We start from the raw sequence: 19074 nt of genomic DNA on the forward strand, positions 1-19074 counted from the left end.
GGGCACGGCTCCCCGACGGCCTTGTCGATCGCGAAGTCCGTGGACCGCGAGAACGCCAGCGCGACACAGCACAGGCCGAAGCAGTTCGCACAGTCGGCCCGCAGCCCGGAGCGGTCGTCCGAGGGACCGGGCGCGGTGGCCCGCTCACGTACGCGGTTCTCGGATGTCTCGGACAAGGCGGTCGCTCTCCTGCGGTGTCGGTCGGCCCGGGACAGCTGTGCGAGGGGACGACGCGGGTAAATGTGCAGGTCGAGCCTATCGCCCGAGCCGCGGTGCCCAGGGGCGGCGGGGTTACGCGGCTTCGTCGAGGTCGGAGGTCGTGGCCGCCGCCCACAGCGTGAGCAGCCGCTCGTACTCCTCCGAGGGCCAGCCGCCGTCCGGGTCCGCGCTGTCGACGAGGTCGCGGATCGCCGCGTTGGCGGCTTCGGCGTCCGGCAGTACGGAACCAGGGACGTGGGCGGAAGTGGACATGCGTCCAGCCTAAGCGCACGGTCCGACAATCGGCCCCGAATAGTCACTGCCAGGTCCATCACACGGTCATCGGCCCTTCGCCACATGACCTTCACCACGCGCGCGCGGGCGCGGGAATCGGACGTACGCGCGCGCTGTTCCATGGCCATGACGGCATTCGACGCACACGAGGAAGCGCTGCTCAAGCTGGTCGCGGCGGAGAAGGGCGGCGTCCTCGCCACCCTCAAGCGCGACGGGCGGCCGCAGCTGTCCAACGTGAACCACGCGTACTACGCGGACGAGGGCGTGATCAAGGTCTCCCTCACCGACGACCGCGCCAAGACGAAGAACCTGCGCCGCGACCCCCGCGCCAGCTACCACGTCACCAGCGCCGACCGCTGGGCCTGGACCGTGGCCGAGGGCACGGGGGACCTCTCCCCGGTGGCCGCCGACCCGCACGACGCGACCGTCGAGGAACTGGTCCAGCTCTACCGGGACGTCCAGGGCGAACACCCGGACTGGGACGACTACCGGCGGGCCATGGTCCGCGACCGGCGCGTGGTGCTCCGCCTGCGGGTCGAACGCGCCTACGGGCAGCCGCGCGGCTGAGCCGTCCCCGGCGGGTCGCTGCCGCGTAACGGCGCTGTTCCCGCGTTGTCGTACCCGCCGCACATAATGGAACGACCCCCGAGCCCCAGGAGGTGCCGTGACCGGCGCTGGTTCTCTGCTCCCACTCCGCTCCCGGCTGCGCGAACTGCGCCCCGCCGCGTTCGGGGCCGACCCGGCGGGGGAGCGCCTGGAGCGGATCCGCCGCTCGCCGAACTTCGCGGACGGGGTGTTCCAGAACCCGGAGGGCGCGCGGACGCGGCCCTCCGGCTCGATGGTGGAGTTCGCCAAGATCTACTTCGAGAAGGAGCAGCGCGCCCTGCGCGCCCCGGTGGGCAACATCCCGGTGCACGCGACGACGCTCGCCGACCTCGCCAAGCCGCCCGCCACCGGACTGCGGCTCACCTGGATGGGCCACTCCAGCGTCCTGGCGGAGATCGACGGCCGCCGGGTGCTCTTCGACCCGGTGTGGGGCGAGCGCTGCTCCCCCTTCGCCTTCGCCGGGCCCAAGCGCCTGCACCCGGTGCCCGTCCCGCTGGCCTCGCTCGGCCCGGTCGACGTGGTGGTCATCTCGCACGACCACTACGACCACCTGGACCTGCCCACCATCCGCGGCCTGGTCGGTACGGGGACGGTGTTCGCGGTCCCACTCGGCGTCGGCGCCCACCTGGAGCACTGGGGCGTCCCGGCCGACCGCATCCACGAGCTCGACTGGAACGAGTCGACGAAGGTCAACGGACTCAGCCTCACCGCCACCCCCGCACGCCACTTCTGCGGCCGCGGCCTGCGCAACCAGCAGCACACGCTCTGGGCGTCCTGGGTCGTCGCCGGCCCCGAGCACCGGATCTACCACAGCGGTGACACGGGCTACTTCGACGGCTTCAAGGACATCGGCGCCGAGCACGGCCCGTTCGACGCCACGATGATCCAGATCGGCGCCTACAGCGAATTCTGGCCGGACATCCATATGACTCCGGCCGAAGGCATGCGGGCCCACCTCGACCTCCAGCGCGGCCGGCCGCACGGCGTGATGCTCCCCATCCACTGGGGCACCTTCAACCTCGCCCCGCACCCGTGGGCCGAGCCGGGCGAGGGCACCATGGCCGCCGCCGCGGCGACGGGCGCCGGGATCGCGCTCCCCATCCCGGGTGCACCCTTCGAACCCACCTCGGAAAACGTGCCGACCGCGCCCTGGTGGCGCCCGGTCGCCCCGACCCCGCCGGGCGGCTGGCCGGTGCACGCCCGCGAGCCCGCCAAGGCGGGAGAACAGGAGACGGCCCCGGTCGTCTCCTAGGAGTCGTCGGGGGTATTTCGCGCTGCCGTACGAGGCGTCATACCAGAGCGGGACGCGGTAGGGGGAACTTTTCCAACTGCGCACCGAGGGTGAGGGGTTGACCACTACTGTGAGTGGCCGACGATCAACGCGGGCCCGCATCGGTTGAGTTGGGCCCGGGACCACGATCTCTGGGACCCCACGTACCGAGGACGCAGATGTCTCATCTTCGCGCACCCGCCGCGCGGTCCGAACGCCGCGAGGGCGGGCGGCACGGACGTACGGCACACCGGCCGCAGCCCCCGGCCGCCCCCGCGCCCGCCCCGGCTCCGGCGAGTCGGCCGCCCGGCGGGCCGCGCCCGTCCACCGAGGGCCGCATACGACCCCAGCTGCTGCGCACCGCGGTGCTGCCCGCCGTGGCCGCCGTGGTGTGCGGCGCGGCCGCCGTCGTCTTCACCCTCCACTCCACCCACGCCCACCCCTCGGAGCTGCTCTGGGCGGCGCTCGGCGGCATGGCGCTGCTCGCCGTCGCGTCCGTGGCGGCCGCCGCGGTGGGCGCCGACCGCGCCGCCAAGACCGTGCTCGGCCGCGCCAACGGGCTGCGCCGGGGCAGCGCCCGCTCCGCCGCCGACCTGCGCACCGTGGTCGAGGGGCTGCGCCGAGGCGAGGGCCCGCCCGCCCGCCGGGCAGCGGCCCAACTCCCGCCCAGCGCCGACGAGTTCGAGCTCCTGGCGCACGAGCTGACCCGGTCCCACGAGGCCGCCGTGGCCGCCGTCGTGCAGGCTTCACAGCTCTCCAGCAGCGTCGGCAACGAGCAGAAGGTCGAAGTCTTCGTCAACTTGGCCCGCCGCCTCCAGTCCCTGGTCCACCGCGAGATCCAGCTCCTGGACGAGCTGGAGAACGAGGTCGAGGACCCCGAGCTGCTCAAGGGCCTGTTCCACGTCGACCACCTCGCCACCCGCATCCGCCGGCACGCGGAGAACCTCGCCGTCCTCGGTGGCGCCATCTCCCGCCGCCAGTGGTCCCACCCGGTGACCATGACCGAGGTGCTGCGCTCCTCGATCGCCGAGGTCGAGCAGTACCCCCGGGTCAAGCTGGTGCCCCCGATCGACGGCACCCTGCGCGGCCACGCGGTCGCCGACGTCATCCACCTGCTCGCCGAACTCGTCGAGAACGCCACGCTGTTCTCCGCCCCGCACACCCAGGTGCTGCTGCGCGCCCAGCTGGTGACCGCCGGGCTCGCCGTCGAGGTCGAGGACCGCGGTCTTGGCATGCCCGTCACCGAGCAGAACAAGATGAACGCGCTGCTGTCCGACCCCGATCAGGTGAATGTCGCCCACCTCCTCCAGGACGGCCGGATCGGCCTGTTCGTGGTCTCCGCGCTGGCCCGCAGACACGGCATCGCGGTCCGGCTCCAGACCAACATCTACGGCGGCGTCCAGGCCGTACTGGTCCTGCCGCAGGGCCTGTTGGGCGCCGACTCCGAGAGCCACAAGGAGGGCCAGACGGCCGAGCGCCAGCCCCTCGCGGAGCCCGCCAGGACCCCGCTCCCGGCCCACCCGCAGCCCCACGCCGCGCCCCAGACGCCCGCGCCCGCCCCCGCGCCGATGCCGCCGCCCGCGCACCGCACGCCCGCGCACGGCACCCCGCTGCCCCGCCAGCCCCAGCACGGCGAGACCGCGTCCACCCACGGCACCACCCCGCTGCCGGTGCGCGCCGCCCACGAGGAGCGGCCCAACCCGGCCGCCGCCGTCCCCGGCCACCGGGGCACCGGGGAGGTCGCGGTGCCCCCGATACCCGTGGCGAACGGTACGGTGCGCGGCGCGGCCCGGCCCGACCTTCCCCGGCGCCGCAGCCAGGAGCACCTCGTGCCGCAGCTGCGGGACGCCCCCGCCGTGCGCAAGGAGGACGAACACGCCGTGCACGACCCGGGGTTGATGGCGGCGTTCCAGCGGGGCATCGGCCTCGCCGAGTCGCAGCCGGCCCCGCACGACAGCCCCGTAGTACCGCAGCCGCACCCGCCCCACCCCGCACAGCCGTTACACCACCCCCAGGCAGAAACCGACGTCGAACACTCCAAGGAGTAGATGCACCATGGCGAGCGATGCGCCGACCGGACACGTCTCGGACCTCGACTGGCTGCTCAGCGGCCTTGTCCAGCGGGTGCCCTACACACGCAACGCGGTCCTGCTCTCCTCCGACGGGCTGGTGAAGTCCGTGCACGGTCTGGACGTCGACAGCGCCGACCACATGGCGGCCCTGGCCTCCGGGCTCTACTCGCTGGGCCGCAGCGCGGGCGCGCGCTTCGGCGACGGCGGCGAGGTCCGCCAGGTGGTGGTCGAGCTCGACTCCACGCTGCTGTTCGTCTCCACGGCCGGCTCGGGCACCTGTCTCGCCGTGCTCGCCGGCCGCGAGGCGGACGCGGCCGTGCTCGGCTACGAGATGGCGATGCTGGTGAAGAGCGTACGGCCCTACCTCGTGACGCCGGCCCGGCAAGGCGCCGGGACACCGAGCGGCACGAGGCACTGAGCGTGCCGGCCCCGCAGGACGGCCCATGGCTCGACGACGCGGCCGGGCGGCTGATCCGCCCGTACACCGTGAGCAACGGCCGCACCCGGCCCACCGCCACGCTGGACCTGCTCTCCCAGGTGATGGCGACCGGGCAGCCGCCCCAGACGCACCTCGGGCCCGAGCACTCCCAGGCGCTCGGGCTCTGCGAGGGGCCGACCTCGGTGGCGGAGATCGCGGCCCATCTGCGGCTGCCCGCCGTCGTCACCAAGGTGCTGCTGTCCGACCTGGTGGACTGCGGGGCGGTGACGGCCCGCGCGCCCCGCTTCCACCACACCCCCACCGACCGTTCTCTGCTGGAGGCAGTGCTCGATGGCCTACGACGACGGCTCTGACGTCAGCCCCGCCGTGGATCTCTTCCCCACCGCGCTGAAGATCCTCGTCGCCGGTGGCTTCGGGGTCGGCAAGACGACCTTCGTGGGCGCGGTCAGCGAGATCGAACCGCTCTCCACCGAGGAGCTGCTCACCACGGTCAGCGTGGCGCACGACAGCCTCGAAGGGGTGGAGTCCAAGACCACCACGACCGTCGCCATGGACTTCGGCCGCATCACGCTCGACGAGCTGCACGTCCTGTACCTGTTCGGCACGCCCGGCCAGGAGCGGTTCTGGTTCATGTGGGACGAGCTCTCCGAGGGCGCGCTCGGCGCGGTGATCCTCGCGGACACCCGGCGCCTGGAGGACTGCTTCTCCGCCGTGGACTTCTTCGAGCGGCGCGGGATCGGCTTCCTCGTCGCGGTCAACGAGTTCGACGGGGCCTACCGCTACACCCCGGAGGAGGTCCGGTCCGCCATAGACCTCAAACCGGAGGTTCCCGTCGTGCTGTGCGACGCCCGCATCGGCAGCTCCGGGATCGGCACCCTGGTCACCCTGGTCCAGCACCTGCTGTCCACCTTCCCGGCCGCCACCAGCCATGGAGCGCACACATGACGTACGACCCGACCGGCCATCTGCTGCTCACCCCCGTCGACCGGGAGGCGCCCGTCCGCGTCCAGCGGCTGCGCCAGCTCGGCATGGGGGAGCAGCCCGATCCGGCCTTCGACGAGTTCGCCCACAAACTCGCGGAGGTCACCGCGGCGCCCTATTCGATGGTCAACTTCATCGACGAGAACCAGCAGTTCTTCGCCGGGCTGCACACCCCGGAGGGGGCGCACGCGGGCACCGACCTGAACGCGGTGGCCGCCTCGGGCGGGGTGAGCCGGTTCATGGCCCGCGACCACGGCTACTGCCCGCACGTGGTGGTGCGCCGCAAGGCCCTGGTCCTGGAGGACGTCTGCGACTACCCGCGCTTCGCGGGCAACCCGGTGGTCGACGAGATCGGCATCCGCTCCTATCTGGGCGCGCCGCTGATCGACCGGACCGGTATCGCGCTGGGCACCATCTGCGTCGTCGACACCGAGCCACGGCCGTGGGGCCGGGCCGGTCTGGAGACGATCAAGTCGATGGCGGCCGAGCTGATCGAGCAGATCCACCGCCGGGAGGACGGCGGCTTCTGACCGCCGCCCTCCCGGTTCCGCGGTCAGTGGGCCGCCGCGAACTCCTCCGTGCGGACGACGTCGGAGAGCCGCTGTGACCACTGGCCCTTCGTCGTGCCCAGCGCCACTTCGGCCAGCCGGAGCAGCTGGACGTCGGTGGTGCCGGCCGGGGCGAAGATGTGGTGCGCGTCCCGCAGGTACCGCTCGATCGGGCGGTCGGTGAAGAGCCCGGCCGCCGCGTGGATCTCCATGGCGGCGCGCGCCGAGTCCAGCGCGGACTCCACGTTGACCACCTTGGCGTTCATCAGCTCGGCGTCGCACGGCAGCCCCTGGTCGAGCAGATGCACCGCGTGGTACGCGGCGAGCCGGGCCGTCATCAGCCGGGACTGGAGCTGCCCCAGCTTGATCTTGATGTTGGGCAGTTCGTAGAGCGGCTTGCCGTAGCGGATCCGCTCGGTGCAGAACTTGGTGGTCTCCTCCAGGATCGCCCGGTGGATGCCGAGCGAGACGGCCGTCAGATTGGCCCGGCCGTAGAGCACGCTGGAGGAGTAGGCCACGGCGAGCCCGTCGCCCTCCTCACCGAGCCGGCTCTCCACCGGCACCCGGCAGTCGTCGAAGTGGAGCTCGCCGAAGCTGAAGCCGTGCAGGCCCATCGTGTCGCGCTCGGCGGCGAGCGAGAACCCGGGCCGGTCGGGTTCGACGAGGAACGCGGTCAGCCCCCGGGAGCCGGGGCCGGTGCGGACGACGACGCCGTGCACATCGCCGACGTGGCTGTTCCCGACGTACACCTTGCGGCCGTTGAGGACGTAGTCGTCGCCGTCGCGGACCGCGCTCGCCGTCATCCCCAGCACATGGCCGCCGGACTCGGGTTCGGTCACCGCGATCGTCGGAAGGCAGTCACCGGCGGCGATGGCGGGCAGCCAGTGCTTCTTCTGCTCCTCGCTGCCGAAGTGGACTATCTTGGCCACGCCGAGCTGGGAGGCCTGCGCCATGGCGCCCATGGCGGCGCTGACCCGGGACAACTCCTCGATGATGATGGTCTTCCCGAGGTGTCCGACGCCCATTCCCCCGTACGACGGGCTGACGGTGGCGGCTATCCAGCCCTGCCGGGCGATCAGCCGGGACAGGTCGTACTGGACGGACCGTGCCGCCTCCATCGCCGCTATCCGGGGCCGGATCTCGCATTCCGCGAACTGCCGCACACACTCCCGTAGTTGGTGGTGCGGGCGGCTGCTGAAGTATCCGTCCATGGCGAGCCCTCCTCCGCGAAACGCCTGCTCGCAACGGTGTTCGAGCAGGTGGTGCATCGGCAGTGGTCCCCGTCCCGAAGAGGCCGACCCCATCATGTTGTTGATCATTCAGTGGCGCTTCAACGTCCTTGTCAACTTTGGCCGAAACGCGGCGTGTTGACGTTTGACTACTGGTGTGTTCTGTGAGGTTGGCCTCCCCGGTTCCACTCGGTTGGCATTCCCCGGTCCCGTCTTCTTGCCACATGCCAAGGGCAAAGGTTTCGTGGGCATACGGCACTGAGGGACAGCTTTCGGTCCCGGATGCGCACGGGGATGGCATCGAGGAGCACCCCGGGACGCGATTGGGTGCCGGGCGCGAACGCATTCGGAAGTGCGTGGGCCGCCCACCGTACGGTCTCCGCCTGTGCGAACCTGATCGTTTCCCGCTGCGGGCGGCAAGCGCTGTTCCGGACCAGCGCGTTGGAGCGCCGCCCGGTGGCGGCGGCGCGAAACGGTTGTTCCGGGCGCGTGGTCCGGCGTGCGGCACCGGACCGGGCGCCGATGTCATCATCGGCACCGGACCACCCGGCGCGCCGGGTCACCAGGCCCAGAACGTAAGGAAGTTGACCATGACCGACCTCCGTATCGGTGTCCTCGGCTTCGGCCTGCGCGGCAGCCTCGCCCGCGTCGCCCACCGCCCGGGCCGCGGCTCCGCCGTGACCGCGCTCGCCGACCCCGACCCCCGGGCCCGCGCGGAGGCCGCCGGGGCCTTCCCCGACGCCACCCTGACCGGCGACCACCGCAAGGTCGTCGAGGACCCCGACATCGACGCGCTGCTGATCCTCACCCCCGACCACACCCACGCCGACATCGCCTGCGCGGCCATGCGCACGGGCAAGCCCGTCTTCGTGGAGAAGCCCCTGGACATCTCGGTCGAGCGCTGCGACACGATCCTGCGCACGGCGTACGAGACCGGTTCGCGGCTGTACGTCGGCCACAACATGCGCCACATGCCGGTGGTCCGGCTGATGCGCGACCTAGTCGAGCGCGGGGCGATCGGCACGGTCAAGACGGTCTGGATCCGCCACTTCGTCGGCTACGGCGGCGACTGGTACTTCAAGGACTGGCACGCCGAGCGCGCCAACACCACCGGCCTGCTGCTCCAGAAGGCCGCCCACGACATCGACGTACTGCACTGGCTGGCCGGCGGCTACGCGCGCGACGTCCAGGCGATGGGCGATCTCATGGTCTACGGGGACAACCCGCACCGGCGCGCACCGGGCGAGCCCAAGGCGGACGACTGGTACACCAAGGACGGCCACTGGCCGCCGCACACCCAGCGCGCCCTGAACCCGGTGATCGACATCGAGGACGTCTCGCTGCTGAACATGCGCCTCGACAACGGTGTGCTCGCCGCCTACCAGCAGTGCACCTTCACCCCCGACTACTGGCGCAACTACACCGTGATCGGCGACGCGGGCCGGCTGGAGAACTTCGGCGACGGGCCGGGCAGCCGGGTCAAGGTGTGGAACGCCCGGCGCTCCCACTTCCGGGACGAGCCCGACGAGGTCCACGAGGTGCCGGCCGCCCCGGACGGTTCGGGGCACGGCGGGGCGGACCCGCTCCTGATGGACGAGTTCCTGCGCTTCGTGCGCGAGGGCGGCCGGACCGACACCTCGCCGGTGGCCGCCCGGATGGCGGTGGCGGCGGGCTACCAGGCGACCATGTCGCTGCGCGACGGCGGTACGCCCCGGCGGGTCGAGCCGCTGGATCCGGAGCTCGCGGCCTATTTCGCGGCCGGTCAGGTCCGCTGAGGCGGCCCGCCGGACCGGGCGGCCGAAAGGGGTTCGTGACCACCGGTCGAAGTGCGGTATTGTTCTCGTGCACGTTCGGCCCGGGGAAACCCCAGGTCAGACGGGCATCGGGACGTGGCGCAGCTTGGTAGCGCACTTGACTGGGGGTCAAGGGGTCGCAGGTTCAAATCCTGTCGTCCCGACCAGCGTTTTCGCAGGTCGGAAGCCGTCTTCTCCATCGGAGAAGGCGGCTTTCCGTGCGTTCGGGCCGGGAATTTCGCCGCTTCCGCCGGGCCGGGCCCCTGTCCGGCCCGGGTCCGTCACGAGATATCTTGATGTCGAGCAATGTTGCATACGTGGAGTGGAGCACCCGGTGACTGACTCGACCATCATCTACACCCACACTGACGAGGCGCCCGCGCTGGCGACGTACTCGTTCCTGCCTGTGGTCCAGGCGTATGCCTCGACGGCCGGGGTCACTGTGGAGACGCGGGACATCTCGCTGGCCGGGCGGATCATCGCCCACTTCCCGGAGTACCTCCAGGAGGGGCAGCGCATCGACGACGCCCTCGCCGAGCTCGGCGAGCTGGCGAAGACGCCCGACGCCAACATCATCAAGCTGCCGAACATCTCGGCCTCGATCCCGCAGCTCAAGGCCGCCGTCGCCGAGCTGCAGGCGCAGGGCTACGCGCTGCCGGCCTACCCGGACGACCCGCAGACCGACGAGGAGCGCGACGTCCGCGCCCGCTACGACAAGGTCAAGGGCAGCGCCGTGAACCCGGTGCTGCGCGAGGGCAACTCCGACCGCCGCGCCCCCGGCTCGGTGAAGAACTACGCCAAGGCCCACCCGCACCGCATGGGCGCCTGGACCCCCGAGTCGAAGACGAACGTGGCGACCATGGGCGCCGACGACTTCCGCTCCACGGAGAAGTCCGCGGTCGTCTCCGGCGCCGGCTCGCTCCGCATCGAGCTGGCGGCCGAGGACGGCACCACCACCGTGCTGCGCGAGTCCGTACCGGTCCTCGCGGGCGAGGTCGTCGACGCCTCCGTGATGCGCGTCGCCGCGCTCCGCGCGTTCCTCACCGAGCAGATCGACCGCGCCAAGGCCGAGGGCGTGCTGTTCTCGGTGCACCTCAAGGCCACGATGATGAAGGTCTCCGACCCGATCGTCTTCGGCCACGTGGTCCGCGCGTTCTTCCCGCGGACCTTCGAGAAGTACGGACAGGCGCTGGTCGCCGCCGGTCTGTCCCCCAATGACGGCCTGGGCACCATCCTCAAGGGCCTGGACTCCGTGCCGCACCTCGGCGCCGAGATCAAGGCGTCCTTCGAGGCCGAGCTCGCCGAGGGCCCGGCCCTGGCGATGGTCGACTCCGACAAGGGCATCACCAACCTGCACGTGCCGTCCGACGTCATCGTCGACGCCTCGATGCCGGCCATGATCCGCACCTCGGGCCACATGTGGGGCCCGGACGGCCAGGAGGCCGACACCCTCGCCGTCCTGCCGGACAGCAGCTACTCCGGTGTGTACCAGGTCGTCATCGACGACTGCCGTGTCAACGGTGCCTTCGACCCCGCGACCATGGGCTCGGTCCCCAACGTCGGTCTGATGGCGCAGAAGGCCGAGGAGTACGGCAGCCACGACAAGACCTTCGAGATCGCCGCCGCGGGCACCGTCCGCGTCGTCGACGCCGAGGGCAACGTCGTCCTGGAGCAGCCGGTCGCCGCCGGTGACATCTTCCGGATGTGCCAGACCAAGGACCTGCCGATCCAGGACTGGGTCAAGCTCGCCGTCACCCGCGCCCGCGCCACCGGCGACCCGGCCGTCTTCTGGCTGGACGCCGAGCGCGCCCACGACGCCGTCCTGATCGAGAAGGTCAAGACGTACCTCGCGGACCACGACACCGACGGTCTCGAGATCAAGATCATGTCCCCGGTCGAGGCGACCGCGTTCTCCCTGGAGCGCATCCGCCGCGGCGAGAACACGATCTCCGTCACCGGCAACGTGCTCCGTGACTACCTGACCGACCTGTTCCCGATCCTGGAGCTGGGCACCAGCGCCAAGATGCTCTCGGTGGTCCCGCTGATGAACGGCGGCGGCCTCTTCGAGACGGGCGCCGGCGGCTCCGCCCCCAAGCACGTCCAGCAGCTGGTCAAGGAGAACTACCTGCGCTGGGACAGCCTGGGCGAGTTCCTGGCCCTCGCGGTCAGCTTCGAGCACCTCGCCACGACCAAGGGCAACGCGCGCGCCCAGGTCCTGGCCGACACGCTCGACCGCGCCACCGGTGCCTTCCTCAACGAGGACAAGTCCCCGAGCCGCAAGCTCGGCGGCATCGACAACCGTGGCAGCCACTTCTACCTGGCCCTGTACTGGGCCCAGGAGCTGGCCAAGCAGACCGACGACGCCCAGCTCGCGGAGGCCTTCGCGCCGCTGGCCAAGACGCTGGCCGAGCAGGAGGAGACCATCGTCGGCGAGCTGATCGCCGTCCAGGGCTCCCCGGCCGACATCGGCGGCTACTACCAGCCCGACCCGGCGAAGGCGGCGGCGGTCATGCGCCCGTCGGCGACCTTCAACCAGGCCATCGCGACCCTGGCCTGATCCGACAGCGGCACCCGTACCGCCCCGGCCGGCATCACGCCCGGCCGGGGCGGTCCCCGTTCCCGGGGTCGGTCCCCGGATTTCCCCGCCCGACCTTCGCGGACCGCCCGCGCGGGCGCCGCCGCGCTGGCACCATGGGGAAACTCCGGCGTGGCTCAAGGGGGAGCGATGGTCGAGTTGACCGTGGAAGAGCGTCAGCGGCTCGTCACCCTGCTGGCCGCCGTGCCGGTCCTCGGCTCCCCGTCCGGGCGCGCCGAGATCCTGCACCTGGCCGGTCTGGGCGACCTCGTCCCGCACATCGACGTCGAAGGCCCCACCCTCGTCGCGGTCAGCCGCCTCGTCACGCACCTCTCCGCGTACGGCAGGGTCTCCTACGACCACGAGGCCCTCGGCCTGCTGCTCAACGTGGTCGCCACCCTCACCGGCAAGGAACAGCAGGACTTCCTCGCCGCCCTGCTGCTGCGCCACCGCATGATGGTCCCGGTCTCCCCGGCCCCCGCGGTCACCGCCTGGAAGGGCGCCACCAGCCCCGGCCTGGTCGAAGAGAAGATCATCACCGCCAACACGCTGCGGCCGGTGCACTTCCTGGAGCAGGCCCTGGCCGCCGCCCGCCCGGTCTGCCACATCGTGGTCGAGCACCGCACCGGCCACTGGACCGGCACCGGCTTCCTGGTCGCGGAGGACCTGCTGCTCACCAACGAGCACGTACTGCCGCACTCCGATCTGCTCGACAGTGCCCGCTTCGTCTTCAACTACGAGGACGACTCGGCGGGGCGGCCGCGCCCGGTGCACGAGGCCCGCGCCACCGGGCGGCTCCACCTCACCGACGCGCGCTGCGACTTCGCGCTGGTCGAGCTCGCTCAGAGCCCCGGCAGACAGTGGGGCCACCTGGAGATATCCGGGGCGCCGCCCCTGCCCGGCGACCGCGTCAACATCGTGCAGCACCCCGCCGGGCGGCCCAAGCAGATCGCGTTCCAGAGCAACTTCGTGGAGTACGTGGACGCCGACGTCGTCCAGTACGTGACGGCCACGCTGCCCGGCTCCTCCGGCGCCCCCGTACTCACCGACGACTGGCGGGTCTGCGCCGTCCACCACGCCGGCGGCAACCTCCAGGAGCCCGCCACCGGGAGCTACTACTACCGCAACGAGGGGATCCTGCTGAGCCGGATCCTGCGCGAGCTCCCGCCCGACGTCCGCTCCCGCCTCGGCTGAGCACCCGGCCCATCTGGGGGGAGACCGCCATGCCAGATCCCGACCGCGCCGGGCCGCGCGGCAGACTCATCCAGGCCCTCGCCACGCTGCCCGGCATGAACGACCCCGGGCAGCGCACGTTCCTCCTGGAGAGCGCCGGATACGGGGAGGCGCTCCTGCACGTCGCCCCCGGCACCACCACCGTCACCTTCTTCACCTCGGTCGTCGCCCGGATCGCCCTGGACGGCCCGCGCGCCCTCGCGGACTTCGTGCGCGCGCTCGCCGCGGTGGCGGTCGTCGGCGTGGACCGCCAGGAGGCGATGGCCCGGCTCGCCGACGAGGTCGCCGAGCTGGACGCGGCCGGTCTCGACGCGCTCACCGCCACCGGCACGCCCTTCGCGGAGCTGCGCGGGAAGGCCCGCAGCGCCACCCTGCGGGAGATCTCCGAGATCGGCTCCAAGTACCTGCGCGAGCTCTACTTCCGCCACCACGAACTGGAGGGCCGGGTCGAGGAGTTCCTGGCCAACGACAGCACCTGTCTGTTGGTCGTCTCCAAGCCCGGCCGGGGCAAGACCAATCTGCTCTGCTCCCTCGCCGAGCGCCGCCTCGACGACTCACCGGTGCTGCTGATGTCGGCCCGCGTCCCGGTCTCCGAGCCGCACGGGCTGCTCAGCCTGATCGCGACCCGCCTCGGCTACGGCGCCGACTGGCCCGGCTGCTTCGCCGACCTCGCCCGCACCGCCGCCCCCGGACGCCCGCCGCTGCTGCTCCTGGACGCGATCAACGAGTCCCCGGCCAAGCCGGACGCGATGAAGGCGGCGCTGCACGAACTGCTGCGGCAGGCCGAGAGCGCGGGGGTGAAGGTGGTGGTCACCTGCCGCACCGACTTCTGGCAGTTCTACCGGGCCCCGTTCTGGGCCAGTTACGTCTGGCAGCGCGAGCCCGTGCAGAGCGGCCCGAGGGTCACCCCGGCGACCCGGGTCGAGGACGTGCCGCTCTTCCCGCTCGCCTCCTTCCCGGAGATCGCCGCCGCCTACTTCGGCGCCTTCGGCATCCGGGGCCGGCTGCGCGGCGAGGCCGCCGAGCGCTGCCGGCACGCGCTGGTGCTGCGCATCCTGTGCGAGGCGTACCGCGACCGCGACATCGGCGTGGTCGAGGACTTCCGGCTCTTCCGCCTCTTCAAGCTGTTCTGGGAGCGCAAGGTCGAGCAGGTCGCGTACGCCACCTCGCTCAAGGGCAAGGGCGCGGTGGCCGAACTCGTCCTGGAGGTCGCCCGGTTGATGCGGCAGAGCCGCTCCACCTCGGTGCCGCGCAGCGCCGTCGCCGCCACCCTGCGCGCCACGGCCGCCGAGCTCGACAGCAGCGACTCGCTCTACAGCCGGGTCATCGACGAGGAGATCATCCTTGAGGAGAGCATCGACGACGAGATCGGGGTGCGCAACGTCGTCTTCATCTACGACCGCTTCGCGGAGTACGTGCTGGCGCTGAGCCTCTATCTCGACGGGGGCTGGGAGGCGAAGAGCCCGGCCGCGATCGCCGAGGACGCGCTCGCCCTGATCGAGCAGGAGGCCGGCTTCGCGTCGCTGCGCGGCGCCCTTGAGTTCCTGGTGCTGCGCCTGGAGGACCGCAGGGCGGCGGACGAGGCGCACTTCGCGGTGATCCGGGCGATGCTGGAGCGCGACTGGAAGTGGCGGGGCATCGGCACCCAGCTGGTCTTCCAGCTGGATCCGCACCGTGCACGGTTCTGGGACTTCGTGCAGGAACTCGTCGTACAGGAACACCACTTCGTCCGCCGAATCGTCGCCGACCAGCTGGACCGGCTGGCGCCGACGGGCGGTTCGCGGGTGCTGGACTCCCTCAACCGGCTGCTGTGGGACCGGAACGCGACGGTGCAGGCGTCGGCGCGGCGCGCCCTGCTGCGGCTGCCCGCCGAGGTGGCGGCGGAGGAGGTCCGGCTGCTGCTCGCCCGCCCGGACCAGGACGCGGTGGAGCTCGCGGCTCGGCTGCTGGTGGGCACTCCGGAGGACGGCCCGGGGCTGCCGGCCGGGCTCGTCGCACGGCTGGCCGCCGAGCACGCCGCCCACGGGAGCCTGCCGGACGCGGTCCTCGCCGTGGTGGAGGCGACATCGGGGATCGCCTACACGGAGCTGCCGTGGCTGGCCGCGTGCGAGGACGTGTTCGCGGCGGCGCCGGGGCGGGCGGCCGAGCGCTGCCGCGAGCGGGTCCGGGCACTGCGCCTGCGGCGGGAGGCCGAGCTGGAGCAGGACCGGGTGTTCCTGCGGGAGTTGTACGCGCGCATCACTGAGGCGCCCGAGGCGGCTGGACTGCCGGACATGCGGAGTTACCAGCGGGAGTCCTTGATGGAGGTGCTCTGGGAGAGGATGAAGGCGGAGGGCGTTCCCGGGCCGCGTCACAAGCGCCTGGAGGACGGGTACCAGCGCTGGCTGTTCCCCTCCACGATGAGCGATCTGTGGCAGTTCGGCCGACTGGTCCTCGGCTCGCCGAGCCTGCGGCGCGGCCCGGCGGAAGGTCGGCACGAATGGGTCCAGTTCTGCCTGCGCACGGCCGGTCTGGCCGAGCGCCCCATGGCGGAGCGCGAGGCCCTGGCGATGGCCCACCCGGAGCAGCTGGTGCTCTGGCTCTGGGAGAGCGAGCAGACAAGACGGGCGCGGGTGAGGGGGCTCGACCATCTCGTGGCGCGCCTGGAGCGCGTGCCGGTGGCGCGGCTGGCCGAGGAGTTCGAGGCCTACCAGCACCAGGGGTACCTGGCGCAGACCTCCCTCGCCGACCTGATCGAGGCGCTCTGCCAGGTGCTGCGTGGCAACCCCAGCGCCCCCGCGCAGGTCCTCGCCCCGCTGGTCGTCTGGCACGAGACGCGGGACAGCCGGGTGGTCGACGATGCACTGGATGAGCTGCACTGGATGGACCCCGACGCCTTCTGGTTCCTCCTCCAGTCCTTCCTCAACCACCCCGACCAGCGCCTGATCGACACGGCCTCACGGGCGGGGGAGCGGGCCGAGCAGACCGACGAGAGCGGCTCCGACCGGCGCCGGGACATCCTGGACGGGCTCGCGGAGATCATCAACGAGATCGCCGGGATCGCGGTCGAGGACGTCCGGATGGGGGCGCGCTTCAACGAGGACCTGGATCTCGACTCGCTGTCGTTGGTGGAAGTGGTGGTCGCGGCCGAGGAGCGCTTCGACCTCAATATCCCCGACCAGGACATCATGGACGTACGAACCGTGCGGGAGGCCGTGGACTACATCGTCAACGCGCCTTCGCGGAGGCGCCGATGACCGCGCGCCCCGACTCCACGGCGGCCTGCTCCGGCGCGGCGTCCTGGGGCCACACCACCGTCGCCGCCCCCGCCGCCCCCAGCGCGATCACCCCGAGCACCCCCGCCGTCACCGGCACCCCCGCCCCTGCCGCCAGCCACCCCGCCAGCGGGTACGTCAGCAGCCAGCAGCCGTGGGAGAGGGAGAACTGGGCGGCGAACGCGGCCGGGAGGTCGGGTGTGGCCGTGCAGTGGCGGATCAGGCGCCCGGCCGGGGTCAGCACCGCCGAGCTCGCCGCGCCGATCGCCGCCCAGATCAACAGGATCCCGGCCCAGCTCCAACTCCCGGCCGGGGCAAGCGTGGTGGCGGCCACCGCGACCAGGACGCCGGGCAGGGCGTAGGCCGCCGGGAGCATCACCGCGCGGTCGCCCGTGCGGGCCAGGAGGCGGGGGAGCCACAGTGCGGCCGCGATCGAGCCGATCCCGTACGCGCCGAGGGCGAGCGAGACCGCCCCGGCGGGCTCGTGGAAATGGCCCCTGACCACGACGACCGTGTTGACGAACACCATCGCGCCCGCCGCTGCGACCGCGAGGTCGAGGGCGAGCAGCGCCCGCAGCCGGGGGTCAGCCCAGAACAGCCGGGCCCCGGACGCGGCCTTCGCGTACGCGCTCGTGGACCGTGCGGCCGGGGTCGGCCGGGGCAGCACGGCCGACACCACGAGGGCGGCGGAGCCCAGGAAGCCGAGCGTCGTGCCCGCGAAGAGCCAGTGGTAGGAGACGACGGTGAGCAGCAGCGCGGCGAGCGCGGGGCTCAGCAGGCTCTCCAGGTCGTAGGCGAGGCGGGACATGGACAGGGCGTGGGTGTAGTCGCGCTCGGCGGGCAGGACTTCGGGCACGGTCGCCTGGAAGACCGGGGTGAACGCGGCCGAGGCGGACTGGAGCAGGAAGATCAGCGTGTAGATCTGCCAGACCTGTGAGACGAACGGGAGCGTCAGGGCGACGCCCGCGCGGGTCAGGTCCGTCGCCACCAGCAGGGTCCGGCGCGGGATCCGGTCGGCGCAGGCTCCCACCAGCGGGGCCACTCCCACGTACGCCACCATCTTGATCGCGAGCGCGGTGCCGAGGATCGCCGAGGCGTGGCCGCCCGCCATGTCGTACGCGAGCAGGCTGAGCGCCACGGTGGCGAGTCCGGTGCCGAGAAGCGCCACGACCTGGGCGGTGAACAGGTGGCGGTAGGTGCGGTTGCGCAGTACGGACAGCATGGGACCCGTCCCGGGGCGCGAGAAGGTGCTGGGACTCTCATCGTAACCAATGTGTGCGTACCTATGCACATGTTGGCCGGATCAAGGCCCCGGGACGGGCGGTGGCTGTCGTCAGTCGTGCGGCGGGAGGGAGCCGAGCTGGTGGTCGGCCACGTTCAGGGCCTCGTCGACCAGCCGCCGCAGATGGCCGTGGCGCAGCGAGTAGACCACCCGGCGGCCGTCCTTGCGGGTCGCCACCAGACCGGCCAGACGCAGCTTGGCCAGGTGCTGGCTGACCGACGGGCGGGCGGCCCCGCAGGCCTCGGTGAGGGTGGTGACATCGGCGTCGCCCGCGCCGAGCTCCTTGAGCAGGGCGAGCCGGGTGCGGTCCGCGAGCAGCGCCAGCACGGCGACCGCGACGTCCAGGCGCTCGTCCTCGCCAGTGGTGCGCGGGTGCGGGGAGTGCGCATCTGACAGGTGCTTGCTCGCGCTCATGTCCCCATCGTAGAGGGCCGGTACGGGCCTGAGCGGTCTCGGGGAAGTGGCGCACGCCCCGAGACCGCTCAGGCGGATGGCCCGCCCGCACCGGTTCGCCGTTCAACGGGTCGGTATCACGCCGCCGTCGACGCGGACGACCTGCCCGGTGATGTGCCGGGCGGCGGGCGACGCCAGGAACCGTACGACCTCCGCCATGTCCTGCGGCTGTCCGGCCCGGCCCACCATGGTCTCCGCCACCCGGGCCTCGTGGAACTGCTCCGAGCGGCGGTCGCGGAAGAACTCCGTCTTCTCGACGTAGCCCGGCGCGACCACGTTGCAGGTCACCCCGCGCGGTCCGAGCTGGCGGGCGAGGAAGATGTTCCAGCTGTTCATGGCCGCCTTGGCCGCGCCGTACGAGCCGGCGCCCCGGTCGGCCGCGAAGGAGCTGATGTTCACCACGGCCCCGCCGGAGACGAGCTGCTTGTCGACGGCGGCCGTGGTCAGCACCGCGCCGAGCAGATTGGCGTCCAGGTTGGCCCGCCAGCGCTCGGCCAGGCCGCGCAGATCGCCGGGGGGCGGGGCGTCGAACTCCCGGTTGCCGCCCGCGTTGTTGACGAGCACGTGCAGGGCGTCCGGCAGCCGCTCGCCGAAGGCCTCCAGCTGCTCGGGGTCGGTGACGTCGCAGGGCAGCGCCGTCACCTGGCCGCCGAGCTCCTCGGCGGCCCGCAGCAGCACGTCCTCGCGGCGGCCGCTGATGACGACGTGGTCGCCGTCGGCGAGGAACGCCGCCGCTATCGCCTTGCCGATGCCGGTGCCGCCACCGGTCACCAGGACGGTTCGAGTCATCTCCACACACTCCAGGGGTCGTTGCAGCGAGGTAGGGCGGGGGCGCGGCGCGGGCCGC

16 protein-coding genes and 1 tRNA gene are annotated in these 19074 nt (G+C 72.0%); 12 read left to right on the top strand and 5 right to left on the bottom strand.

Annotated features, from left to right (window positions below):
• Window positions 1-291: 291 nt before the first annotated feature.
• Window positions 292-471 carry a hypothetical protein gene (locus IE252_RS00010; RefSeq protein ID WP_190087119.1) on the bottom strand — a complete coding sequence of 60 codons (180 nt, stop codon included), beginning with the start codon at window positions 469-471 and terminating at the stop codon, window positions 292-294.
• A 147-nt stretch (window positions 472-618) separates the two neighbouring features.
• On the opposite strand from IE252_RS00010, the gene IE252_RS00015 reads away from it, so the two are divergent.
• The 7 genes from IE252_RS00015 to IE252_RS00045 all read left to right on the top strand — a co-directional run bounded on the left by IE252_RS00015 (window position 619) and on the right by IE252_RS00045 (window position 6390).
• Complete coding sequence (locus tag IE252_RS00015) at window positions 619-1059, top strand: PPOX class F420-dependent oxidoreductase (protein WP_190087780.1); 441 nt, start codon at window positions 619-621, stop codon at window positions 1057-1059.
• Window positions 1060-1156: 97 nt separating this feature from the next.
• A complete protein-coding gene (locus IE252_RS00020) occupies window positions 1157-2350 on the top strand; it encodes an MBL fold metallo-hydrolase (protein ID WP_190087120.1) in 1194 nt (397 codons plus the stop codon).
• A gap of 197 nt (window positions 2351-2547) precedes the next feature.
• A complete protein-coding gene (locus IE252_RS00025) occupies window positions 2548-4416 on the top strand; it encodes an ATP-binding protein (RefSeq protein ID WP_190087121.1) in 1869 nt (622 codons plus the stop codon).
• 7 nt (window positions 4417-4423) lie between these two features.
• Window positions 4424-4858 (top strand): roadblock/LC7 domain-containing protein, encoded by a 435-nt coding sequence (locus IE252_RS00030; RefSeq protein WP_101391062.1) that lies wholly within the window; start codon window positions 4424-4426, stop codon window positions 4856-4858.
• A 2-nt stretch (window positions 4859-4860) separates the two neighbouring features.
• Window positions 4861-5232: a DUF742 domain-containing protein gene (locus IE252_RS00035; RefSeq protein WP_067166125.1), complete on the top strand. Its 372-nt coding sequence runs from the start codon at window positions 4861-4863 to the stop codon at window positions 5230-5232.
• Window positions 5210-5824 carry a GTP-binding protein gene (locus tag IE252_RS00040; protein WP_190087122.1) on the top strand — a complete coding sequence of 205 codons (615 nt, stop codon included), beginning with the start codon at window positions 5210-5212 and terminating at the stop codon, window positions 5822-5824. Before IE252_RS00035 ends, IE252_RS00040 begins: the two co-directional genes overlap by 23 nt.
• Window positions 5821-6390 carry a GAF domain-containing protein gene (locus tag IE252_RS00045; RefSeq protein WP_190087123.1) on the top strand — a complete coding sequence of 190 codons (570 nt, stop codon included), beginning with the start codon at window positions 5821-5823 and terminating at the stop codon, window positions 6388-6390. The genes IE252_RS00040 and IE252_RS00045 overlap by 4 nt, the downstream gene beginning before the upstream one ends.
• A 23-nt stretch (window positions 6391-6413) precedes the next feature.
• Here IE252_RS00045 and IE252_RS00050 read toward each other — a convergent pair whose 3' ends face one another.
• Window positions 6414-7619, bottom strand: coding sequence for an acyl-CoA dehydrogenase family protein (locus IE252_RS00050; RefSeq protein ID WP_190087124.1), 1206 nt, complete (start codon window positions 7617-7619; stop codon window positions 6414-6416).
• Between the two features lie 608 nt (window positions 7620-8227).
• On the opposite strand from IE252_RS00050, the gene IE252_RS00055 reads away from it, so the two are divergent.
• The 5 genes from IE252_RS00055 to IE252_RS42960 all read left to right on the top strand — a co-directional run bounded on the left by IE252_RS00055 (window position 8228) and on the right by IE252_RS42960 (window position 16474).
• Entirely contained in the window at window positions 8228-9412 is a 1185-nt protein-coding gene (locus IE252_RS00055; protein ID WP_190087125.1) for a Gfo/Idh/MocA family protein, read from the top strand.
• 108 nt (window positions 9413-9520) lie between these two features.
• Window positions 9521-9597: transfer RNA gene (locus tag IE252_RS00060), tRNA-Pro, on the top strand.
• A 167-nt stretch (window positions 9598-9764) separates the two neighbouring features.
• Window positions 9765-11987, top strand: a complete 2223-nt coding sequence (locus IE252_RS00065; RefSeq protein WP_190087126.1) for an NADP-dependent isocitrate dehydrogenase — start codon at window positions 9765-9767, stop codon at window positions 11985-11987.
• 168 nt (window positions 11988-12155) lie between these two features.
• A complete protein-coding gene (locus tag IE252_RS00070; protein WP_190087127.1) occupies window positions 12156-13199 on the top strand; it encodes a trypsin-like peptidase domain-containing protein in 1044 nt (347 codons plus the stop codon).
• 3035 nt (window positions 13200-16234) lie between these two features.
• Window positions 16235-16474, top strand: a complete 240-nt coding sequence (locus tag IE252_RS42960) for an acyl carrier protein (protein WP_229847945.1) — start codon at window positions 16235-16237, stop codon at window positions 16472-16474.
• Here the strand turns inward: IE252_RS42960 and IE252_RS00080 are convergent.
• The 3 genes from IE252_RS00080 to IE252_RS00090 all read right to left on the bottom strand — a co-directional run bounded on the left by IE252_RS00080 (window position 16446) and on the right by IE252_RS00090 (window position 19016).
• A complete protein-coding gene (locus IE252_RS00080) occupies window positions 16446-17714 on the bottom strand; it encodes an MFS transporter (RefSeq protein WP_190087128.1) in 1269 nt (422 codons plus the stop codon). The genes IE252_RS42960 and IE252_RS00080 overlap by 29 nt on opposite strands.
• 111 nt (window positions 17715-17825) lie before the next feature.
• The gene (locus IE252_RS00085) at window positions 17826-18188 is read right to left on the bottom strand and encodes an ArsR/SmtB family transcription factor (protein ID WP_190087129.1); all 363 of its coding nucleotides are present in this window, start codon (window positions 18186-18188) and stop codon (window positions 17826-17828) included.
• Window positions 18189-18290: 102 nt separating this feature from the next.
• On the bottom strand, window positions 18291-19016 hold the full coding sequence (locus IE252_RS00090) for an SDR family NAD(P)-dependent oxidoreductase (protein WP_190087130.1): 726 nt from the start codon (window positions 19014-19016) through the stop codon (window positions 18291-18293).
• Between the last annotated feature and the right edge of the window lie 58 nt (window positions 19017-19074).

It is taken from the genome of Streptomyces melanogenes (genome assembly GCF_014649795.1).
GTDB lineage: Bacteria > Actinomycetota > Actinomycetes > Streptomycetales > Streptomycetaceae > Streptomyces > Streptomyces noboritoensis.

Excerpts from the sequence above, each read along its gene's own strand:
- IE252_RS00010 (WP_190087119.1), bottom strand. The coding sequence starts at position 471 with ATGTCCACTTCCGCCCACGTCCCTGGTTCCGTACTGCCGGACGCCGAA.
- IE252_RS00015 (WP_190087780.1), top strand. The coding sequence starts at position 619 with ATGACGGCATTCGACGCACACGAGGAAGCGCTGCTCAAGCTGGTCGCG.
- IE252_RS00025 (WP_190087121.1), top strand. The coding sequence starts at position 2,548 with ATGTCTCATCTTCGCGCACCCGCCGCGCGGTCCGAACGCCGCGAGGGC.
- IE252_RS00030 (WP_101391062.1), top strand. The coding sequence starts at position 4,424 with ATGGCGAGCGATGCGCCGACCGGACACGTCTCGGACCTCGACTGGCTG.
- IE252_RS00040 (WP_190087122.1), top strand. The coding sequence starts at position 5,210 with ATGGCCTACGACGACGGCTCTGACGTCAGCCCCGCCGTGGATCTCTTC.
- IE252_RS00045 (WP_190087123.1), top strand. The coding sequence starts at position 5,821 with ATGACGTACGACCCGACCGGCCATCTGCTGCTCACCCCCGTCGACCGG.
- IE252_RS00050 (WP_190087124.1), bottom strand. The coding sequence starts at position 7,619 with ATGGACGGATACTTCAGCAGCCGCCCGCACCACCAACTACGGGAGTGT.
- IE252_RS00055 (WP_190087125.1), top strand. The coding sequence starts at position 8,228 with ATGACCGACCTCCGTATCGGTGTCCTCGGCTTCGGCCTGCGCGGCAGC.
- IE252_RS00070 (WP_190087127.1), top strand. The coding sequence starts at position 12,156 with ATGGTCGAGTTGACCGTGGAAGAGCGTCAGCGGCTCGTCACCCTGCTG.
- IE252_RS00080 (WP_190087128.1), bottom strand. The coding sequence starts at position 17,714 with ATGCTGTCCGTACTGCGCAACCGCACCTACCGCCACCTGTTCACCGCC.
- IE252_RS00085 (WP_190087129.1), bottom strand. The coding sequence starts at position 18,188 with ATGAGCGCGAGCAAGCACCTGTCAGATGCGCACTCCCCGCACCCGCGC.
- IE252_RS00090 (WP_190087130.1), bottom strand. The coding sequence starts at position 19,016 with ATGACTCGAACCGTCCTGGTGACCGGTGGCGGCACCGGCATCGGCAAG.